This window comes from Hyphomicrobiales bacterium, from assembly GCA_039973685.1.
Lineage (GTDB): Bacteria > Pseudomonadota > Alphaproteobacteria > Rhizobiales > JACESI01 > JACESI01.
The window spans coordinates 1-20,841 of sequence record JBDWKL010000034.1 but is presented as its reverse complement, the minus strand read 5'-3'; the positions used below and the strand labels follow the sequence as shown (position 1 = coordinate 20,841).

The following is a 20,841-nucleotide window of genomic DNA, read 5'->3' as shown; positions in this document are numbered from 1 at the left end:
GCGAACGGTTCGCCGCTGTTTGAAAGACAGGTTTAAATGACGAAGAACGATAAAAAAGACCTCGTCTTCGCGCCCCTCGGAGGGGTCGGCGAAATTGGCATGAACTTGGCGCTTTATGGCTATGGTAATCGCGATAAGCGTGATTGGATTGTCGTCGATTTCGGTATTTCTTTCCCCGGTCCTCATCAGCCTGGTGTTGATGTTATTTTTCCAGACATCAAATTTCTTGAAGACATCAAGAAAGACATTCTTGGTATTCTCATTACCCACGCCCATGAAGATCACTATGGTGCGCTGTTAGAACTTTGGCCTGCCATAGAACGCCCGCTTTATTGTTCTGAATTTGTCAGCGGACTGTTGAACGCCAAGGCCGCACGGTTTGGTGAATATGATAAGATACCGTCCAACAATGTGAAGCAAGGCGAGAGCATCGACCTTGGTCCATTCAATATTGAATTTATCGCCGTCTCACACTCCATCCCTGATCCTTGCTCTTTGTTGATCACAACACCCGCAGGCCGCGTGCTTCATACAGGTGATTGGAAACTCGACCCGAACCCTGGTGTTGGTCAAGCGACAGACGTAGCTCGACTAAAAGAAATTGGCGAAACAGGCGGCGTTGATGCGCTGATTTGTGATTCCACCAACGCCATGCGCGAAGGGGTAAGCCCGAGCGAAGCCGATATTCAAAAGAACTTAGTATCTGTCATCAAGTCGGCTAAGAACCGTGTGGCCGTTACAACATTCTCATCTAACGTTGCGCGGATCCGTGCAATTGCTCTAGCTGCTGCAGCCTGTGATCGCCAAGTGGTGTTGATGGGTGCTTCCATGCGCCGCGTTGTCGATGTCTCGCGCGAGCTAGGTTATCTCGACGACGTACCGCCGTTTATCAGCGAGAATGAATATGGCTATCTGCCACGTGAAAAAGTGTTGGTAATCCTTACAGGTACACAAGGCGAACCCCGCGCAGCTTTGGCACGCATTGCCCGCAACGATCACCGCGATATAGCTTTTTCAAAAGGCGATATGGTGATTTTCTCCTCCCGCGCTATTCCTGGTAATGAGAAGCTTGTCGGCAACATCATCAATCAACTAGCCGCGTCAGGCGTTGATGTGGTGACGGATAAAGACGCAGAAGTGCATGTCACGGGCCACCCGCGCATCAACGAACTTTTGCAAATGTACGACTGGGTAAAACCACGTTCGCTTGTGCCTGTCCACGGCGAAGCGATGCACCTTAAAGCTCAAGCGCAACTTGGTTTAGAAAATGGCATCAGCGACGTGATGGTCATCGATAATGGTGATGTCGTCCACGTCGCACCAAATGCATTGCAAAAGGTCGACGAAATACCAGCGGGCATTTTGGTGCGTGATGGCAAACTCATCAGAGATGAAGAGGGCGCTGGCGTTATTAAGCGGCGTAAATTGTCGTTTGCAGGTGTTGTGAATATTGCGATTGTCATCGACCAAAAAGGTGACATTCCTGATGATCCCGCTGTTGAATGTATCGGCCTGCCACTCGAAGATGACGATGACGAGTTGATGGAAGACATCGTATTCGAGGTGGTTCTAAACACCATTGAAGGTTTGCCACGCAAAAAGCGGCGCGATGAAGCCCTCGTACGCGATGCAGTCTATCGGGCTGTTCGTGCCAAGGTGAATTATATCTGGGGCAAAAAACCGTTCTGTTCGGTTTTATTGCTTCGCTCATAGGAGCTGAAAATGATTGGCCGATTAAATCACGTCGCAATTGCTGTGCCAGACATGGAAGCAGCCTGCGCAAGTTATAAAAACTCGCTCGGTGCAACGATCACAGAACAACAAGATTTGCCCGAGCATGGTGTGTCGGTTGTTTTTGTTGAACTGCCAAATACCAAGATCGAGTTTTTACATCCGTTCGGCGAAGCATCTCCGATTGCTGGTTTCTTAGAGAAAAATCCTGCAGGTGGTATTCATCATCTATGTTATGAAGTGGAAGACATCATCGCTGCCCGTGATAAATTGGTCAGCGAAGGCGCGCGTGTATTGGGTGACGGCGAACCAAAGATCGGTGCTCATAATAAGCCTGTCTTGTTCCTGCATCCCAAAGATTTCCAAGGCACTCTTATCGAACTAGAACAAGTGTAAGGCATCAACTCATGGAACCGATAACAATCTTCGCGTTTTACTTCATCCTTTGGTGGCTGACATTGTTCTGCATTTTGCCTTTCGGCGTAAAAACGCAGGGCGAAGAGAGCGATGTCACTCTTGGTACGGTTGATAGTGCGCCAGCAAAACCTATGATCGTCAAGAAGATGATCATCACAACATTTGTCTCAGCGCTCATTCTCGGCTTGATCATTTGGGTTGTGGTTGGGTTAGGTGTTGGCATCGAGGACATTCCGTTCATTCCGGATTTCCGAATAAACTAATCCATTGGAATGCTGCGAATACAGGACTTACGCACACTAATTTTAGTCAAAAAAAACAGGGCTTACGCGCGCTAATTTTAGTCAAAAAAAACAGGGCTTACGCCCTGTGAAAAAGTAATTCGCTCTCTGCTCTATGCTTCCACCGAGGTGGCGCTGCATTTCACAACGTGATTGCGCTGATAGATCAGTCCCTCCCAAGACTTAGAACGTATGGCCGGTATGTTATATTCAAACCTAGCCTAAAGAAGCTATACCAGACGTTTTCATTTGTCATCCCAGTTTTTCGATATATTTGAATTATTTGTATGACAAAGTAACAGGAACTGGAATATTTTCCTCCAATTACGTTTGGAAAATGATGTATTTCGTAGTTATTTGGCCATAATTGGCGGCGAGAACATTGTTTACCAAATTCAGAAATCGTGACAGGAAGGCATATTTGTTGGGCGTATAACGAGTTTAGACTAGCGGTCATCGCAAACACCCGATATTTGCTATTAAGTACCTTCATTCAACAGGAATTTCCTCATGCGGCTTTCTCGCTATTTCCTCCCAATTTTGCGCGACAATCCTAAAGAAGCAGAAATCGTTTCGCACCGTCTTATGCTACGCGCTGGCATGATCAAGCAACAATCTGCGGGCATTTATTCGTGGTTGCCACTTGGGTTGAAGGTTTTGGAGAAAATCAACACTGTTGTTCGCGAAGAGATGGACAGGGCAGGCGCCGTTGAAATCTTGATGCCAACGATCCAATCTGCAGACCTTTGGCGCGAAAGTGGGCGTTATGAAGCTTACGGCAAAGAGATGCTGCGCATTGAAGACCGCCAAGAACGTGAAATGTTGTTCGGCCCGACCAATGAGGAAATGGTGACGGATATTTTCCGCTCCTCAATCAAGTCATACAAAAACCTGCCTTTGAACCTTTATCATATTCAATGGAAATTCCGCGACGAAGTGCGTCCTCGTTTTGGGGTTATGCGTGGGCGTGAGTTCTTGATGAAAGATGCTTATTCATTCGATCTTGATTATGAGAGTGCAAAAAAAGCCTATCAAGGCATGTTTGCGGCTTATCTTCGAACCTTTAAACGGCTTGGCTTGCAGGCTATCCCGATGAAAGCTGACACAGGTCCAATTGGTGGCGACCTAAGCCATGAATTCATCGTTCTTGCTGATACAGGCGAAAGCGGCGTGTTTTGCCATCGTTCGCACCTTGAGCGCAAAACACCGCCAGAAGACCTCGATTTTTCAGATACCAAAGCTTTGGAAGCAATCTTTGAAAACTGGACCACTGATTATGCAGCCACTGATGAAATGCATGATGAAGCAGCCTATGAGGCAGTGCCAGAAGCAGATCGAGTTTCAGCTCGCGGTATTGAAGTCGGCCATATCTTCCATTTTGGTACCAAGTATTCTGAATCCATGGGCGCGAAAGTTACTGGCCCTGATGGCGTAGAAACACCTGTTCATATGGGCTCATACGGCATCGGCCCGTCGCGCCTCGTTGGTGGCATTATTGAAGCAAGCCATGATGAAAACGGCATTATCTGGCCAGAAGGTATCGCGCCATTTGATGTTGGCATTATCAATATGAAAGTTGGTAATGAGGAAACTGATGCAGCATGCGAAACGCTCTACAAAGCGCTTCAAGCCGCAAATAAAGATGTGTTGTACGATGACACTGACAATCGAGCTGGTGCGAAATTTGCCACAATGGACCTTATCGGTTTGCCACAACAGATTGTTGTTGGACCGCGCGGTATGGCTGATGGTGTGGTAGAATTAAAGAATCGCGCTACTGGTGATCGTGAAACAATGAGCGTTGAGGCGTTAATCAACAAACTAACGGCATAATCCAACCAACCACATAATCCAAATTGTGAAGCAAGCATGGACCTACCAGTGAAAACATCTGCATTTAGTCGCTTTGAATGGCTCGTCGCTGGCCGTTATCTAAGAGCGCGGCGTAAAGAAACCTTCATTTCAGTCATTGCCAGCCTCTCATTCCTTGGCATTTTGCTGGGTGTTGCAACGTTGATCGTTGTCATGGCGGTTATGAATGGCTTCAGAACAGAACTGCTGGACCGCATACTCGGCATTAACGGCCATCTCATCGTGCAACCGATGGACGGCAACGCGCTCAAAGAATTTGACGAGATTAAAAAGCGCATTGAAAAAGTTGGCAATGTTGTCCAAGCCATCCCTTTCATCGAAGGTCAGGTGTTAGCGAAAGGCGCTCAAGGCCGCACGCCAACAGGCGCGCTGGTTCGAGGTCTTCGCCAGCAAGAAATCTTGAAAATGGACGCACTAGCGCAAAATGTAACGCTGGGTGACTTTTCGAATTTCGATAAGGGCAACGGTGTCGCGGTTGGGGCAGGGCTTGCGATCAAGCTTGGGCTTTCTATCGGTGATAAACTAACATTGATTGCGCCTGAAGGAAATGTCACCGCCTTTGGTGTCACGCCTCGGGTCAAGTCCTATCCAATTAATGTGATCTTCCAAATTGGTATGTCGGAATACGATGCCGCTTTGGTCATCATGCCACTACCGGAAGCGCAGCTCTATTTTAACAAGGAGGATTTGGTTGACGCCATCGAGGTGATAACCACTGATCCTGATCTTGTTGATATTCTCCGACCAAGGGTTGAGGAAGCCGTTGATCAAACGGCCTTGGTGACAGATTGGCGAGCCCGAAACAAAACGTTCTTCTCAGCCCTCGAGGTGGAGCGAAACGTCATGTTCATGATCTTGACCATGATCATCCTCGTTGCTGCTTTAAACATCATTTCCGGTCTTACGATGCTGGTGAAAGATAAAGGCAGGGACATCGCTATCCTTCGTACAATGGGCGCAAGTCGTGGTTCGGTGATGCGTATCTTCTTCATCACGGGTGCTGCAATTGGCACAGTCGGGACCATTGCAGGGACAATCCTTGGTATCATTCTTGCGCTCAATATCGAGGATATTCGCCAATTCATCTCTCGATTGACCGGTGCTCAAATTTTCCCAACTGATATTTATCACCTATCGCAATTACCTGCGAAGCTTGAACCTTCTGAGGTCGTTTCCATTATATTGATGGCTTTGTTCTTGTCGTTCCTTGCAACAATCTATCCTGCATGGCGCGCTGCAAAACTCGACCCTGTGGAGGCTCTTCGTTATGAATAATGTAGACCTCTTTACAGAAGCACCTGTTGAAACTGTACCACCCTTATCAATGATCAATGTGGAACGCCGCTTTAAGCAGACCGAAGGGCATTTGACCGTTTTGGATGGCGCAAACCTTACCATCACCGACGGCGAAATGGTCGCACTTGTCGCACCTTCTGGCGCGGGTAAATCTACTTTGCTCCAAATTGCAGGCCTTCTAGAACAACCAGATTCAGGCGAGGTCATCATCAATGGGCGGCCCTGTGCTGCGATGAATGATGAAAATCGCACCATGCTTCGTCGTCTCGAGATTGGTTTCGTCTATCAATTCCACCATCTACTTCCAGAATTTGACGCAGCAGAGAACCTAATATTGCCGCAACTTATTCGCGGCATGGCACCAGACGCTGCTCGTGAACGCGCGATGCAAGTGATGGAATATCTCAAGATTGCTCATCGCCACGACCACAGACCCGCAGAACTATCAGGCGGTGAACAACAACGTGTTGCGATTGCTCGTGCTGTCATCAACGGTCCACGGGTGCTCTTGGCTGATGAGCCAACAGGCAATCTTGATCCAGGCACATCCGCCCATGTATTCGATGCTCTTATGGGGCTTGTACGGGGCAGTGGGCTTGGGGCGTTGATCGCCACGCATAACATGGAACTTGCGGCCAAAATGGATCGCCGTGTCACTTTGCGTGATGGCCAAATCGTCGACTTTTAAGATTTCATAAAGCATAAATAGTAGCGCTTATTACTACTCATTGACTTTAGAACAAAACAAGAACATATTATCTTCATAACAACGGTGGAGATAACCAATGCCTATACTTCGTGACCTTGCAGCCCTAGCTTCCCTATCATCATTCTTTTTAGCCGCAACCTATTGGGCGGACATTGTTTCTAGCCTATCTTAGATTAAGAACAAATAATGAACAAGGGTCTGTTTCCCACATTTTGCGGGGAACAATTATATTGGGTCTTAGGAACAGCGCTTTGACGTGGCAAACTGTTTGCTGATTTCAACTGATTGCAGACCATGACCCATGAGCAATACCTCTAACTTTATTCATTTAAGAAGCCATTCAGCCTATTCGCTTCTTGAAGGGGCGATAAAGCTGCCAAAGCTTTTGAGCTTGGTTGAGAAAAACAAGATGCCAGCGATTGGTTTGACCGATACTGGTAATCTGTTTGGGGCTTTGGAATTTTCTGAAAAAGCCAAGGGCATGGGCATTCAGCCGATCATCGGTTGTCAGCTCCTGCTATCATGGGAATCTGAGACAAAAGACCCGAACGCCCATCTAAACACCAATAAGCATGATGATTTTGCCACTATCGTTTTATTAGCGATGGATGACGATGGCTATGCAAACTTAGTCAAACTAGTTTCTCGCAGTTTCCTTGAGACGGGCTCCGACCAACGCGCTCATATTAGTTTTGAATTGTTGAGCGAATTGAGTAACGGATTGATTTGTTTATCAGGCGGGCTAGATGGTGCACTCGATCTCGCAATCCTAGACAACAAAGCCAATGTGGCCGAGCAAAAGGCGATTGGCCTGAAAGAACTGTTTGGCGACCGTTTCTATATCGAACTTCAACGTATGGCGTTAGAAGGTGAAGACAAGCGGGAGCCTAAACTGCTCGATATCGCCTATAAGCATGACATTCCGATTGTTGCCACCAACGAACCATTTTTCGAAAAACAAGATGATTATGATGCCCACGATGCGTTGATCTGCATATCGCAAGGTGCAGTCGTCTCGATGGATGATCGCAGGCGTCTGTCCAATTCGTGCTATTTCAAATCGAGCGATGAAATGGTCGCGCTCTTTAGTGACCTTCCAGAAGCCATCAACAACACCTATGAGATTGCCCAACGCTGCCATGTGCGTGCGCTCATGCGTGATCCAATCTTGCCATTGTTCGCAGCGGAAGGTCTTGAGGGTGATGAGGCTGTGGCCGCAGAAGCCAAAGTTTTGCGCGATCAGGCCATTGAGGGTCTGAAAGCTCGGCTTGATTTTCACGGTCTTGCACCTGATCGCACGGAGCAAGAATATTTTGATCGGATCAATTTTGAACTCGATGTGATCGAGAACATGAAATTCCCCGGCTACTTCCTCATCGTTGCCGACTTCATCAAATGGGCGAAATCGAAAAACATCCCCGTCGGCCCAGGCCGTGGTTCTGGTGCGGGGTCGGTGGTTGCATGGGCGCTCACCATTACGGATCTAGATCCGCTGCGCTTCTCGCTGCTTTTTGAACGTTTCCTCAATCCTGAACGTATCTCAATGCCCGATTTTGATATCGACTTTTGTCAAGATCGCCGTGATGAAGTTATCAAATACGTCCAAGAACGTTATGGCCGTGAGCAAGTGGCGCAAATCATCACCTTTGGTTCGCTGCAAGCGCGCGCCGTATTGCGCGATGTGGGGCGGGTTCTGCAAATGCCTTATGGGCAGGTTGATCGCCTTTGTAAGCTCGTACCAAGTAATCCAGCCAATCCTGTTACGCTTAAAGAAGCCGTAGACGGGGAGCCGAAACTACAAGAAGCCCGCAAAGAAGAAGAGGTTGTTGATCGTCTGATCACAACATCCTTGAAGCTTGAAGGCCTTTATCGTCACGCATCCACCCACGCAGCGGGTATCGTGATTGGTGATCGTTCGCTTGAAGAATTGGTCCCGCTTTACCGCGATCCGCGCTCAGATATGCCCGTTACCCAATTCAATATGAAATGGGTAGAGCAGGCGGGCCTCGTCAAGTTTGACTTCTTGGGCCTTAAAACGCTGACAGTTTTGCAAAAGGCCGTTGATCTTCTGGCTAAGCGCAACGTCGAAATTGATCTTGCGGCTCTGCCACTTGATGACGCGAAAACTTACGAAATGCTCTCTCGCGGTGAATCCGTTGGCGTGTTCCAGTTGGAAAGCCAAGGGATGCGGAAAGCACTTTTAGGCATGAAGCCCGATGTGTTTGAAGACATCATCGCCCTGGTTGCGCTTTATCGACCGGGTCCGATGGACAATATTCCAGTTTATAACGCCAGAAAACACGGCGAAGAAGAACCTGACTTCATCCACCCGCGCATCGAGAAGTACCTCAAAGAAACCCAAGGCGTCATCATCTACCAAGAACAAGTGATGCAGATCGCGCAGGAACTTGCTGGTTACTCCCTCGGCGAAGCAGACGTTTTGCGCCGCGCTATGGGTAAGAAGATCAAAGCGGTAATGGAAGAACAGCGCATTCCATTCGTGGAGCGGTCTGTGGAGCGTGGCTTGGCTAAATCCAAAGCCAACGAGATTTTCGATCTCCTCGCAAAATTCGCGAGTTACGGCTTCAACAAATCACACGCAGCAGCCTATGCTCTGGTTGCCTATCAAACTGCGTATTTGAAAGCCAACTATCCCGTTGAATTCTTGGCCGCGACCATGACTTTGGATATGGGCAATACGGACAAACTCAACGACTTTAAGAGAGAGGCCGAACGCCTTGGTTTTAATGTGGAAATTCCAAACATCAATAAGAGCCAAGTAGAGTTCGATGTTGATGGCGAAACCATTTATTATGCCCTTACAGCCGTGAAGGGTGTTGGCCACCAAGCGGTCGCGGACGTTATTGCCGTTCGTCCTGAAGAGGGCTTCAAAGACCTCGCTGATTTCGCGCACCGATTAGACCCGAAATCAGTCAACAAACGATTGCTCGAAAACCTCGTATGTGCAGGCGCTTTTGATTGTCTGGTTGATAATCGTGCGCAAGTATTGGATTCGCTCGAGCAAATCGTCGCACTCGCCACCCGCGAACATCAGGCCAAACAGAGCGGTCAAAATGACATGTTCTCCGCCGTCAGCGGCCCTGAACCTGTGCGCTTGAAACCGTTGCCAGACTTTGAACCGTCTGAGCGGCTATCACGCGAACAATCATCCATCGGCTTTTATCTCAGCGCCCATCCACTTGATGAGCATTTGGAACTTCTGCAGAAACTCGGTGTCAAACCATGGAATGTGTTTGAAGAAAACGTCAAACGCGGCTCACCCGTCGGCAAAATTGCGGGCACCATTATCAGCAAGCAAGAACGCACGACCCGCACCGGCAACAAAATGGCGATTCTACAGATTTCTGACCCGTCGGGACAATTCGAAGCCGTCTGTTTTTCCGAAACATTGGAAAGACACCGCGATAATCTTGAGGCGGGGTCGTCCGTCGTGATAATTGTTGCAGCCGAAGACCGACCAGAAGGTGTCAATGTTCGCATCAACAGTGTTGAGCCATTGGATAAGGCCGCATCCGGTTTCCAAGGCGCGCTCAACATCTTCGTGCGAGACGATAAACCACTTGCATATATCGCCAATCAATTGTCGCCGGAACAGGGCGGACGCGGCGGTGAGGTGAGCTTGATTATCCTTGATGATAAGAGTGGGCGTGAGGTCGAAGTAAAGTTGCGGAATCGCTACGTATTGACGCCGAAAATTGCTAAAGCGATCAAACAAATGCCTGGCATTGTGGACGCGCGCTTACAATAATCCGCACTGCCTGCGGATTTATCGTCGTTTTTGCTTGCATTAGGTGCGATTCCCCTGTAACCACCGCGCCATCACACACACGAGCCAGGTGCCGTATTCGTTACGGTTCCATTCGGTGAGAACATAGGGCTCGTGGAGGACAAACCGAATAAAAGGAGTAGGCCACCATGGCACTGCCAGATTTTTCTATGCGTCAATTGCTCGAAGCAGGCGTTCACTTTGGTCACCAAACACACCGTTGGAACCCCCGCGTTGAGAAGTTTCTCTTCGGCTCACGCAATAACATTCACATCATTGACCTGTCACAGACAGTTCCTTTGCTGCACCAAGCGCTTAAAGTTGTAAGCGACACAGTTGCAGGTGGTGGTCGTGTTCTCTTCGTTGGCACAAAGCGCCAAGCTGCAGAATCAATCGCAACATCAGCTAAAAGCTGCGCACAGTACTATGTGAACGCACGCTGGCTCGGTGGTACGTTGACAAACTGGTCAACAATCTCAAATTCGATCAAACGCCTACGTGAACTTGAAGCAATGCTTGAAGGTCCAGAAGCAGCGTCTTTCACAAAGAAAGAGCGTTTGACCCGTACTCGTGAACTTGAAAAGCTAGAGCGTTCGCTCGGTGGTATCAAAGACATGGGCGGTATTCCGAACCTTATTTTCGTGATCGATACAAACAAAGAATCAATCGCGATTAAAGAAGCAAAACGCCTTGGCATCCCAGTGGTTGCTATTCTCGATTCTAACTGTTCACCAGAAGGTATCGATTACCCAATCCCAGGCAACGACGATGCTGGCCGTGCGATTTCGCTTTATTGCGATCTCATTGCTCGCGCTTCACTCGACGGTATTGCTCGCGGTGCTGGTTCTGCTGGTATCGATATGGGCTCAGCTGTTGAAGTTGCTGAACCTGCACTTGTAGAAGAAGCGCCAGTTGCTGTTGAAGCAGCGCCTGCACCTGTTGCAGCTGCACCAGCAGCTGAAGCATCAAGCGACGCGGCTCCTGCTGCTTTGTTTGCAGCACCTGAAGGTGAGCCAGACGATCTGAAACAGATTTCTGGTGTTGGTCCAGTTCTTGAGAAAAAACTTCACGATCTCGGTATTACGAAGTTTGCACAAGTTGCAGCATTTACGGCTGACGACATTGCTAAGGTAGACGATGCATTGTCATTCAAAGGTCGTATCGAGCGTGACAACTGGCTTGAGCAAGCAGCAACACTTGCTGCTGGCTAATCAATAATTGCCTCTCTCTGCGAACTGTCGCAGGTGAGGGGCATATATTTTCTTTAATAGTGTCGCCTGCTTGAGAAAATGCGGGCGCTGAACCTGAAACGAGGATCAAATGGCTATTTCAGCATCCATGGTTAAAGAGCTACGCGAAAAAACTGGCGTTGGCATGATGGATTGTAAAAAAGCGCTATCTGAAACAGATGGCAATATCGAAGCAGCAGTAGACTGGCTTCGGGCAAAAGGCTTGTCAAAAGCTGCTAAAAAGGCTGACCGCGTTGCGGCTGAAGGTCTTGTTGGTGTTGCCTCAGCTGGTACAAAAGCAGCTGTTGTTGAAGTAAACTCAGAAACAGATTTCGTTGCACGTAACGATGCGTTCCAAGCAATTGTGAGCAATGTTTCTAAAGTGGCGCTTGAAGGCGACGGCAGCGTTGAGGCACTTGGTGCAGCTAGCTACCCAGATACAGGCCGCACAGTGAACGAAGAGTTGACTGAAGCAATCGCAAAAATTGGCGAGAACATGAACCTTCGTCGTTCAAGCGTATTGAGCGTTGATAACGGTGTTGTTGCAACATACATCCACAATGCAATCGCAGACGGCATCGGCAAAATCGGTGTGTTGGTTGCTTTGGAATCAACTGGTGACAAAGACAAACTCAACGAGTTTGGCCGCCAAGTTGCTATGCACATTGCAGCGGTAAACCCACTCGCACTTTCTTCTGATGAATTGGATCAGGAAGTTGTTGAGCGCGAACGTGCTGTTTATATGGATCAAGCGAAAGATTCTGGTAAGCCAGAAAACATCGTTGAGAAAATGGTCGAAGGCCGTATCCAGAAATATTACAAAGAAGTCGTTCTTCTTTCGCAAGTTTTCGTAATCGACGGTGAGAACACTGTTGAACAAGCTGCGAAAAATGCAGAAAGCTCTGTCGGCGCACCAATCAAGATCAAAGCGTTTGAGCGTTTCGTTCTCGGTGACGGCATTGAAAAGCAAGAAGATGATTTCGCAGCTGAAGTTGCTGCAATGTCAGGCAACTAATCTGCTTTTCACCTCTTTTGAATACTGAGGTGACAACAATTTTGAACGCTCCGGTTTAAAAGCCGGAGCTTTCTTTGTTTAGGGCTTAATAAACAGGAAATCCGTTTGCTTTAAACCAACGCCTATGTTCACATATCGCGTTCCATCGTGTATGCGATTTGGAGATTCAGTTTAAGGCAGTTTTACTACTATGAATGACGATGTTCCTTACAAACGTATTTTGCTGAAAGTATCAGGCGAAGCGTTGATGGGTGACCAACAGTTTGGCATTGACCGCAAGGTCGTAGACCGCATCGCTGAAGAAGTGGCCGCTGTGGCGACAATGGGCATCGACATTGCCATCGTTGTGGGTGGCGGAAACCTGTTTCGTGGCGCAGATGTGCAAATCGCTGATGAGAACCGTGTCGCAGGGCACCACATGGGCATGCTCGCAACTGTTATGAATTGCATCGCTATGCATGATGGGTTGCTTGAAGCAGGTTTGGATGCCCGCGTTATGTCCGCAATTGCCATGCCAGAGATTTGCGATACATTTACACAACGCGACGCTAAAAAAGCACTGTATAACGGTGAAATCGTTTTATTTGCTGCAGGAACCGGCGCTCCTTATTTCACTACCGATACAGGTGCTGCGTTAAGAGCGCTTGAAATGGACTGTGATGCGCTGTTTAAGGGCACAAATGTTGACGGCATCTATTCAGCCGATCCTAAAAAAGATCCTGATGCAGAACGTTACGATGAAATCAGCCATGCTGATGTCATCAAACAAGGACTTGAGGTAATGGATGTGTCTGCGGTCGCATTGACCAACGAAGCAGATATTCCAATTGTGGTCTTTTCAATTCAAACACCGGGTGCACTCTTTGAAGTTGCCAGTGGTGGAGGGCGGCGCACGATCGTAAGTTGATCAACGCGCTCTAAACACAACCGCAAATTGCGGTTAAACTAATTATGAGTCGGCAAGTGAGCCGAAGTGGAGGTTTTATAATATGTCAGATGGTGTAATTGATTTTGATGATATTTCACGCAGAATGACGGGTGCCGTCACCGCATTGAAATCTGATCTCAATGGGCTTCGCACAGGACGTGCATCTGCAAGCCTGCTTGATACAGTAATGGTTGATGCTTACGGCTCCAGTATGCCGATCAATCAGGTTGCTTCAGTTTCCGTTCCTGAGCCTCGTATGTTGACAGTTCAAGTGTGGGACAAAGGCATGGTTGCCGCGACTGACAAAGCCATTCGCGAATCTAATCTTGGTCTAAACCCAGTGATGGACGGCCAAAATCTTCGTATTCCAATGCCTGAACTCAACGAAGAGCGCCGTAAAGAGCTTGTCAAAATTGCTGGCGGCTATGCTGAGCAAGCCCGTGTTGCTGCTCGCCATGTTCGCCGTGATGGTATGGACGAAGCCAAAAAAGCTGAAAAAGACGGCGACCTTGGTAAAGACGAAGCGCACAAAGTATCCGATCGCATTCAAAAGATGACAGATGATACAATCACTGAAATCGATGCGACGATTGCCGAAAAAGAAAAAGAGATCATGCAAGTATAGAACTTGCAGATCGTTTACTGAAACGCTGAGCTTAGAATTAATCTATGTCTGACGCCTCCCTCATACCCATTGCTCAAGAAGACGCGGCTTCGCTCCAGATGCCACGTCATATTGCGATTATTATGGATGGCAATGGTCGTTGGGCGAAGGAACGTGGTTTACCTCGTGTTGAAGGCCATCGACGTGGCGTCGACACCGGCCGCAACATTACACGCATCGCGGGTGAGGGTGGTCTTGATTACCTAACGCTTTATAGCTTCAGTTCAGAAAACTGGTCGCGCCCTGAAAGCGAGATCAATGAGCTGTTCGGCTTGTTGCGTATGTTTATCCGCCGCCACCTTGCAGAGTTGCATAAGAACAACGTTTGCATCCGCATCATTGGTGATGAAGATGGTGTGCCTGCTGATATTCTCAAAATGATGGATGAAGCCCATCAACTTACCAAAGCAAATACTGGCTTAACCCTCGTGATTGCGTTCAACTATGGTGCGCGTGGCGAGATTGCGAGCGCGATGAAGAAGATTGCGAAGTCTGTCGCTGATGGTGAGTTATCTATTGATGACATTACAGCCGATACGGTTAGCCAAAACCTACATACAAGCGACATCCCAGATCCAGATTTGATCATTCGCACCAGCGGTGAGCAACGGCTTAGCAATTTCTTGTTGTGGCAAGCTGCTTATTCCGAATTTGTATTCACGGATTGCAAATGGCCTGACTTCGACGAAGAAGCTTTTTATGCCGCTATAGCCGAATATAGCTCTCGCGACCGACGCTTTGGTGCTGTCTCTTCAACCGACTTAAGTAGCTAGGCGGTTATCTTGGTTACCCCTAATACCACCAGCGAGCTTACCAAACGCATCCTTTCAGCCGTGATCCTTGCTCCTATCGTGATTTTCATGGCGTGGCTTGGTGGTATCTCCTTCGGTTTAATGATGGCTGTGATTGCCGTTCTCATGTACTGGGAATGGACCGTGATGACACAGCGGAGCATTTTACTACCGCGTGATATCTTCGGCGTATTATGCGTTTTGGTTTTGGTGATCGCTGGATATGTGGGCGGAACCACAACGCCCATTCTTTTCTCATTCATAGCGATCGTGATCGGCTTTATTGTCATCGCATTCGCCAAAAACAAACTTGGCTGGACAATCGCAGGCGTCGGTGTCGGCTCCAGCCTTGCCACTTGTTTGATCTATCTAAGAGGCATTGAGCCGAGTGGGATAGGCTTACTGTTATTCTTATGCTTCTCAGTTTGGGCAGCCGATATTTTCGCCTATATCGTTGGGCGGACCGTTGGCGGACCCAAACTAATGCCACGCGTTTCCCCAAAAAAGACGTGGTCTGGTTTTTTAGGTGGTGCGGCTGGTGCTGTGATCATTGGTGCTTTGGTCGCATCTTATTTGTTCGAAGCCAGCACAGTCCTTTTCGCAGGCCTTGCCTTTATAACAGCCCTTGCAGCTCAAGTTGGTGACCTGCTTGAATCGCACATCAAGCGCCGTTTTAATGTGAAAGACTCCAGCAATTTAATTCCAGGACATGGCGGAATTTTAGATCGTGTCGATGGTCTGGTGTTATCAGCCTATGTTTTTGTCGCCTGTTATGTGTTAGGCGTCGCCCAGTTTTAAGATAAGATGGAATCGGCCTGATAATGACTTTCACCAATGCTGCGCCAACAAGCGAAACTCAGTCCAATTCAGAAAACGTCAGAACAATCTCCGTCTTAGGAGCAACCGGATCTATTGGCGATAGCACGCTTGCAATCGTTGCCCATCAGCCAGACCGCTACAAGGTTATCGCTGTAACAGGTGGTTCGAACGCTGAGAAACTCGCGAAAATTGCGCGCGATACGAGCGCAAGCATTGTTGCCATTGCTGATGAGAGCAAAGTTTCATTTCTAAAAGAGGCACTCGCCGACTTGCCTTGTGAGGTACTTGGCGGAGACGAAGGTGTTTTAGAAGCTGCCCGCGCGCCCTGTGAAATGACCATCTCGTCCATCGTGGGTTTTGCGGGTCTTGGACCAACATTGGCAGCTCTGGATGCCTGTCGCTACCTCTCACTTGCCAACAAAGAAAGCCTGGTTTGTGCGGGCTCTTTGGTCATGGGCGAGGCGGCTAAAAAGGGCGTCACTGTTCTACCGCTGGATTCAGAGCATAATGCTATCCACCAAGCCTTACTTGGCGACCGAATTGCAGATGTTGAAATGGTGACACTAACCGCATCCGGTGGCCCATTTCGCACATGGTCTAGGGACGACATTGCTAAAGCAGGCCCAGCCAACGCACTAAAACATCCAAACTGGTCGATGGGTGCGAAGATTACGATCGATTCAGCGACCTTGATGAACAAGGGCCTTGAAGTCATCGAAGCCCATCACCTGTTTCCAATTCGCCACGACCAGCTTGATGTGGTGGTTCATCCTCAATCAATCATTCATGGCATGGTCTCATTCGTTGATGGTGCAGTGCTCGCAGAACTGGGTTGCCCAGACATGCGCACGCCAATTGCTCATTGCATGGCGCACCCAAACCGGATCGAAACTGAGGTTGAGCGCTTGAGCCTAACCAAAATCAGCCAGCTGACCTTTGAAGAACCAGACCTAGAACGTTTTCCCATGTTAAGAATCGCGAAACAGGCACTTAGCGAAGGTGATGTTGCGACCAATTTGATCAATGGTGCAAATGAAGTTGTTGTCCAACACTTTTTGAACGAGAATCTATCGTTTTATGGCATGAGTGATGTTGTGGAAAAGGTGCTCGCTTCCGGTCTCAATCAATTCAATCCCAAAGATGGGATAACCTCTTATGATCAGGCGGTTACAATTGATGGTTTTGCAAGATCGCAAGCAGCCGAATTTATAACTTCATTAACCTAAAAATAGCGTAAGCAGAGTGCAGTCTCACATGCATTCAGAATATTCACCTATTTTATATGGTTTCAAACGACTATGATGTGAGGTGGGGGAGATTCCCTTTTTAAGATAAACGGAGCCATTTATGGAAATGATACAATACGGCCTTTCGAGCTTTTTTGGTTGGGTCTTACCTTTCCTTTTTGTATTGACCATTGTGGTTTTTTTCCATGAACTTGGTCACTTCCTTGTTGCCCGCTGGAATGGTGTTGGTGTTTCTAAGTTTGCCGTAGGCTTCGGCCCTGACATTTGGGGCTTCACTGATAAGCACGGAACTAGGTGGGCGCTATCGGCTATTCCCCTTGGTGGCTACGTTAAATTTATCGATGATGCTGATCCGTCTGGCGCTAGCCCCAATAAAACGGCCGAGCTTGAAGCTGCTGGTGTTGATCCATCAAAACTGTTTGCAAAAAAGAAACTTTGGCAAAGAGCTTCTGTGGTGGCCGCAGGTCCGATCGCTAATTTCATCCTAGCAATCGCAATTTTCGCCGGTATTTTTCTCGTTAATGGTCGAGATATTTTGACAGCGAAGGTTGACGAAATTCAAGCAGATAGCGCTGCAAGTAAAGCTGGCTTCAAAGTAGGTGACACTATTATTGAAATTGATGGCGTTAAGATTGCGAGTTTTACTGACTTGCAACGCATCGTCTCTGTTAGCGCTGAAATTCCGCTCTCGATTAAGGTGTTGCGCGATGGTGATGAAATTGACCTCAATGCTACGCCTGCTTTGAGAGAGATTGATGATCGCCTTGGTGGGACGCAACGCATTGGTTTGCTCGGCATACAAAGAAGCTCTAGCAAAGATGCAATCATTCATAAATCATTTGGTCCAATTGGCGCTGTCTCTGAAGGTGTTGCCGAGACCGGTTATGTGATTAAACGCACAGTGACCTTCTTTATCGGGTTATTCACAGGGCGCGAATCGGTCGATCAACTTGGTGGACCAATTCGGATTGCAGAGGTATCCAAACACGTTGCGGCAATAAGCTTTACCGCGCTCATTTCTCTTACTGCTGTATTATCCGTGAGTATTGGGTTTATGAACCTACTTCCAATTCCAGTTTTAGATGGCGGCCATTTAGTTTTTTATGCAATCGAAGCCGTGAAAGGCAGTCCTCTATCGGAAAAAGCGCAGGAATATAGCTTCAAGTTTGGACTAGCAGTCGTGTTATCAATGATGGTTTTCGTAACGACAATCGACATTAGTCGCTTCTTTTAAGGCAAACTGCCTTATTCTTCTTTGTTGTGGATCGTTCACGTGATATTTCTGCAACGTAATGTATTGTAAGCAAAATATTAAGATCGGCGCACACTTTAGCTTGCGTATTAGAGCGTTTTTTGCCAAAACAGGAGTAGGTTCGGGAATCTGTTTTCTCGACCCTGCAGACTTTTGAAAATCCAAGGGCCGGAAGTTTTATGAAACTTATTCAAAATCGCGCAATCGCTAGCGTGTTCGCAATTATGACAATCTTCGCATTTGTTGCGGGCGCTGCCATTGTTGACGCTAGTACTTCACAGGCCCAAGCACAGGTAATCTCTGGTGTTGATGTTGTTGGTAACCAACGCATTAGCCGCGACACCATTTTGACCTATGTCACAATTGAGCCAGGCCAGAACGCGACCTCCATCAAAAAAGATGAAACAATCCAAGCATTGTTTGCTACTGGGCTTTTCAGAGATGTATCTATTGGCTCTAGCGGTTCGCGCCTACTTGTTACAGTTGTGGAAAACCCAATTGTAAACGGTGTCTCTTTTGTTGGTAATGACAAAATTAAAGACGACGATCTGAGAGCCGCTGCGCTGACTAAAGCGCGCGCTACGTTCAGCCAAGATCAGGTTGATGCAGACGTTGAAGGTTTGAAGCAGGCATACAAAGCGATCGGTCGTTTCAATGCGACAGTGAAGGCGACAGTAAGTCCTGTTGATGGCAATCGTGTCAATGTTACTTACCGTATCGACGAATCAGACAAAACGGGTATCGCGAAAATTCGTTTCGTCGGTAACAAAGTTTTCGGTGATGGCCGTCTTAAAAACGCAATCTCCACACGCCAGTCAGGCCTGCTTAGCTTCCTTAAATCAGACGACATTTACGATGAAGCTCGCCTAGCAGCCGATGAGGAGCGTCTACGTCGCTTCTATTTCAACCATGGTTACGCGGATTTCGAAGTTATTTCGTCAGTAGTCGACCTTGATGAAAACAAAAACAAATTCTTTATCACTGTCACAGTGAGTGAAGGTGAGCGCTATCGGTTTGGTAAAATAGAAATTGACTCAATCCTTCTCGATGTTAACCCTGAGCAGCTCCGTCCTCTTTTGGAAACAAAAGAAGGTAAGGTTTACGATGCACGTCAAGTTGAACGTTCAATCGAAAAACTCTCACTCGCTGCAGCAGAAAAAGGCTTTGCCTTTGCTCAAGTTCGCCCAAGAGGTGAGCAAGCTGAAGATAATCGCATCAACATTACCTATGCAATCGATCAAGGTGCGAGAGTTTTCGTTGAGCGCATCAACATCCTAGGCAATACACGAACACGGGAATATGTGATCCGCCGTGAACTTGACCTTGCTGAAGGTGACGCATTCAATCAAGCTTTGCTCGATCAGGCACAACGTAGAATTAGAAACTTGGGCATCTTTAAAGATGTGCGCGTCACGAGAGGCCAAGGCACTGCGTCTGACCGTATCGTGGTGAATATCCAAGTAGAAGAACAACCTACTGGTGACATTTCATTCGGCCTTGGTGCTGACTTGTCAGGTGGTTTCTTGACCAACCTCTCTATCGCTGAGCGTAACTTCCTTGGTCGTGGACAATTCCTACGTGCAGCGGTTGGGCTTGGTACAGGCAATCAAACTTATGATTTGAGCTTTACAGAGCCTTATTTCCTCGGTCGCCGTGCATCTGCTGGTTTCGATCTGTTCCGACGCGATAGTACAGACCAAGACGGTCGTAGTTTCGATGTGAGTAATACAGGTGGTAGCCTACGTTTTGGATTGCCGTTAACGAACAACTTGTCGGCCGGCATACGTTATACATTCGATCGGGAAACCATTTCAGATGTAGACGTGGAATCAGCACCGCTGTCTATTCAGGCGCTTGTTGGTGCTGACGGTGACTCGACGACAAACACATCATCGGTCTCATATAGCATCACTTATAACTCTTTAGATAACACGCAAGATCCAACAAACGGCTTGTTAGCTGTATTCGAACAAGAGTTTGCGGGCCTTGGTGGAGATGTTAATTTCATCAAAACTGATGCGAGAGTTGCATTCTATAAAGAGTTGAATGCGAACCATGAGGTAATCGGTTTGGTGCGTGGTCGGGCAGGTAACATTACTGGCCTTGGCGAAGATGTGCGCCTTCTTGATAATTTCTTTGCTGGTGGCGATTTGGTTCGCGGTTTCGAAAACCGAGGTATCGGTGGACGTGACACCGAAGGTAATGACGCGATTGGTGGTACAAACTTCTTTGGCGTATCAGCTGAGTTGCAATTCCCAGTTCCACTTTTACCACGCTCTTTGGGTCTTAAAGCTGCATTGTTCGCTGATGCGGGTTCTGTTTTCGGATTTGACGAGCAAGAAGGTATTACACCAGTTGAAGGCTCAACAGATTTCAACATTCGTTCATCAGTGGGTGTTGGCTTCCTATGGGATTCACCACTCGGCCCGTTGCGCGGTGACTTTGCTCACGTGCTATCGAGTGAAAGCTTCGATGAAGAGCAATTCTTCAGAATTGGTGGCGGTACACGCTTCTAGTGTCACCCAATGAAATGCACTGAAAACATCAAGTGATCGATTTGAAAGACACTGACCAAAAATTCTTCGATGATCCACAACCGCTCTCAGTGAGAGCGGTTGCTGCTTCTTTAAAGGCCGATTTCATCGAGAATGGCAGCACAACTGACGAAATTATAGGTGTAGCACCGCTTTCTGATGCGGGCGCGGGGCACTTAACCTTCATAGATAATCCCAAATATTTGGACGAGCTAGCAACGACAAGCAGTACAGCTTGTATTTGCGCTGCTAAATATAAAGACCGCGTG

Annotated in this window: 17 protein-coding genes; all 17 read left to right on the top strand. The window is 47.8% G+C overall.

All coding sequences use genetic code 11. The annotated features are described in order from the left end of the window. The first annotated feature begins 36 nt into the window (after positions 1 to 36). Positions 37 to 1,713, top strand: coding sequence for a ribonuclease J (locus tag ABJO30_09360; GenBank protein ID MEP3233022.1), 1,677 nt, complete (start codon positions 37 to 39; stop codon positions 1,711 to 1,713). A 9-nt stretch (positions 1,714 to 1,722) separates the two neighbouring features. Beyond that, positions 1,723 to 2,127 carry a methylmalonyl-CoA epimerase gene (mce, locus tag ABJO30_09355; GenBank protein ID MEP3233021.1) on the top strand — a complete coding sequence of 135 codons (405 nt, stop codon included), beginning with the start codon at positions 1,723 to 1,725 and terminating at the stop codon, positions 2,125 to 2,127. Between the two features lie 11 nt (positions 2,128 to 2,138). Then, positions 2,139 to 2,411 (top strand): DUF1467 family protein, encoded by a 273-nt coding sequence (locus tag ABJO30_09350; protein ID MEP3233020.1) that lies wholly within the window; start codon positions 2,139 to 2,141, stop codon positions 2,409 to 2,411. 528 nt (positions 2,412 to 2,939) lie between these two features. Continuing rightward, positions 2,940 to 4,262, top strand: a complete 1,323-nt coding sequence (gene proS / locus ABJO30_09345) for a proline--tRNA ligase (GenBank protein MEP3233019.1) — start codon at positions 2,940 to 2,942, stop codon at positions 4,260 to 4,262. 48 nt (positions 4,263 to 4,310) lie between these two features. Next, the gene (locus ABJO30_09340; protein MEP3233018.1) at positions 4,311 to 5,576 is read left to right on the top strand and encodes a lipoprotein-releasing ABC transporter permease subunit; all 1,266 of its coding nucleotides are present in this window, start codon (positions 4,311 to 4,313) and stop codon (positions 5,574 to 5,576) included. Between the two features lie 49 nt (positions 5,577 to 5,625). Beyond that, on the top strand, positions 5,626 to 6,285 hold the full coding sequence (locus ABJO30_09335) for an ABC transporter ATP-binding protein (GenBank protein MEP3233017.1): 660 nt from the start codon (positions 5,626 to 5,628) through the stop codon (positions 6,283 to 6,285). Between the two features lie 322 nt (positions 6,286 to 6,607). Next, positions 6,608 to 10,075 carry a DNA polymerase III subunit alpha gene (gene dnaE / locus ABJO30_09330; GenBank protein ID MEP3233016.1) on the top strand — a complete coding sequence of 1,156 codons (3,468 nt, stop codon included), beginning with the start codon at positions 6,608 to 6,610 and terminating at the stop codon, positions 10,073 to 10,075. 167 nt (positions 10,076 to 10,242) lie between these two features. After that, positions 10,243 to 11,304 (top strand): 30S ribosomal protein S2, encoded by a 1,062-nt coding sequence (locus tag ABJO30_09325; protein ID MEP3233015.1) that lies wholly within the window; start codon positions 10,243 to 10,245, stop codon positions 11,302 to 11,304. A gap of 109 nt (positions 11,305 to 11,413) precedes the next feature. Continuing rightward, positions 11,414 to 12,337 (top strand): translation elongation factor Ts, encoded by a 924-nt coding sequence (tsf, locus tag ABJO30_09320; GenBank protein ID MEP3233014.1) that lies wholly within the window; start codon positions 11,414 to 11,416, stop codon positions 12,335 to 12,337. A 190-nt stretch (positions 12,338 to 12,527) separates the two neighbouring features. Then, on the top strand, positions 12,528 to 13,244 hold the full coding sequence (gene pyrH / locus ABJO30_09315; GenBank protein ID MEP3233013.1) for a UMP kinase: 717 nt from the start codon (positions 12,528 to 12,530) through the stop codon (positions 13,242 to 13,244). Positions 13,245 to 13,326: 82 nt separating this feature from the next. Beyond that, positions 13,327 to 13,890: a ribosome recycling factor gene (gene frr, locus ABJO30_09310; protein MEP3233012.1), complete on the top strand. Its 564-nt coding sequence runs from the start codon at positions 13,327 to 13,329 to the stop codon at positions 13,888 to 13,890. Positions 13,891 to 13,934: 44 nt separating this feature from the next. Next, positions 13,935 to 14,702, top strand: a complete 768-nt coding sequence (locus ABJO30_09305) for an isoprenyl transferase (protein MEP3233011.1) — start codon at positions 13,935 to 13,937, stop codon at positions 14,700 to 14,702. Positions 14,703 to 14,711: 9 nt separating this feature from the next. Then, positions 14,712 to 15,518, top strand: a complete 807-nt coding sequence (locus ABJO30_09300) for a phosphatidate cytidylyltransferase (GenBank protein MEP3233010.1) — start codon at positions 14,712 to 14,714, stop codon at positions 15,516 to 15,518. Between the two features lie 23 nt (positions 15,519 to 15,541). Then, positions 15,542 to 16,765, top strand: coding sequence for a 1-deoxy-D-xylulose-5-phosphate reductoisomerase (gene dxr / locus ABJO30_09295; protein MEP3233009.1), 1,224 nt, complete (start codon positions 15,542 to 15,544; stop codon positions 16,763 to 16,765). A 121-nt stretch (positions 16,766 to 16,886) separates the two neighbouring features. Beyond that, positions 16,887 to 18,020: an RIP metalloprotease RseP gene (gene rseP / locus ABJO30_09290; GenBank protein MEP3233008.1), complete on the top strand. Its 1,134-nt coding sequence runs from the start codon at positions 16,887 to 16,889 to the stop codon at positions 18,018 to 18,020. Positions 18,021 to 18,217: 197 nt separating this feature from the next. Further along, positions 18,218 to 20,554, top strand: a complete 2,337-nt coding sequence (bamA, locus tag ABJO30_09285; protein MEP3233007.1) for an outer membrane protein assembly factor BamA — start codon at positions 18,218 to 18,220, stop codon at positions 20,552 to 20,554. 41 nt (positions 20,555 to 20,595) lie between these two features. Continuing rightward, positions 20,596 to 20,841 (top strand): LpxD N-terminal domain-containing protein (locus ABJO30_09280; GenBank protein ID MEP3233006.1); only part of this gene is annotated, 246 nt, incomplete at its 3' end.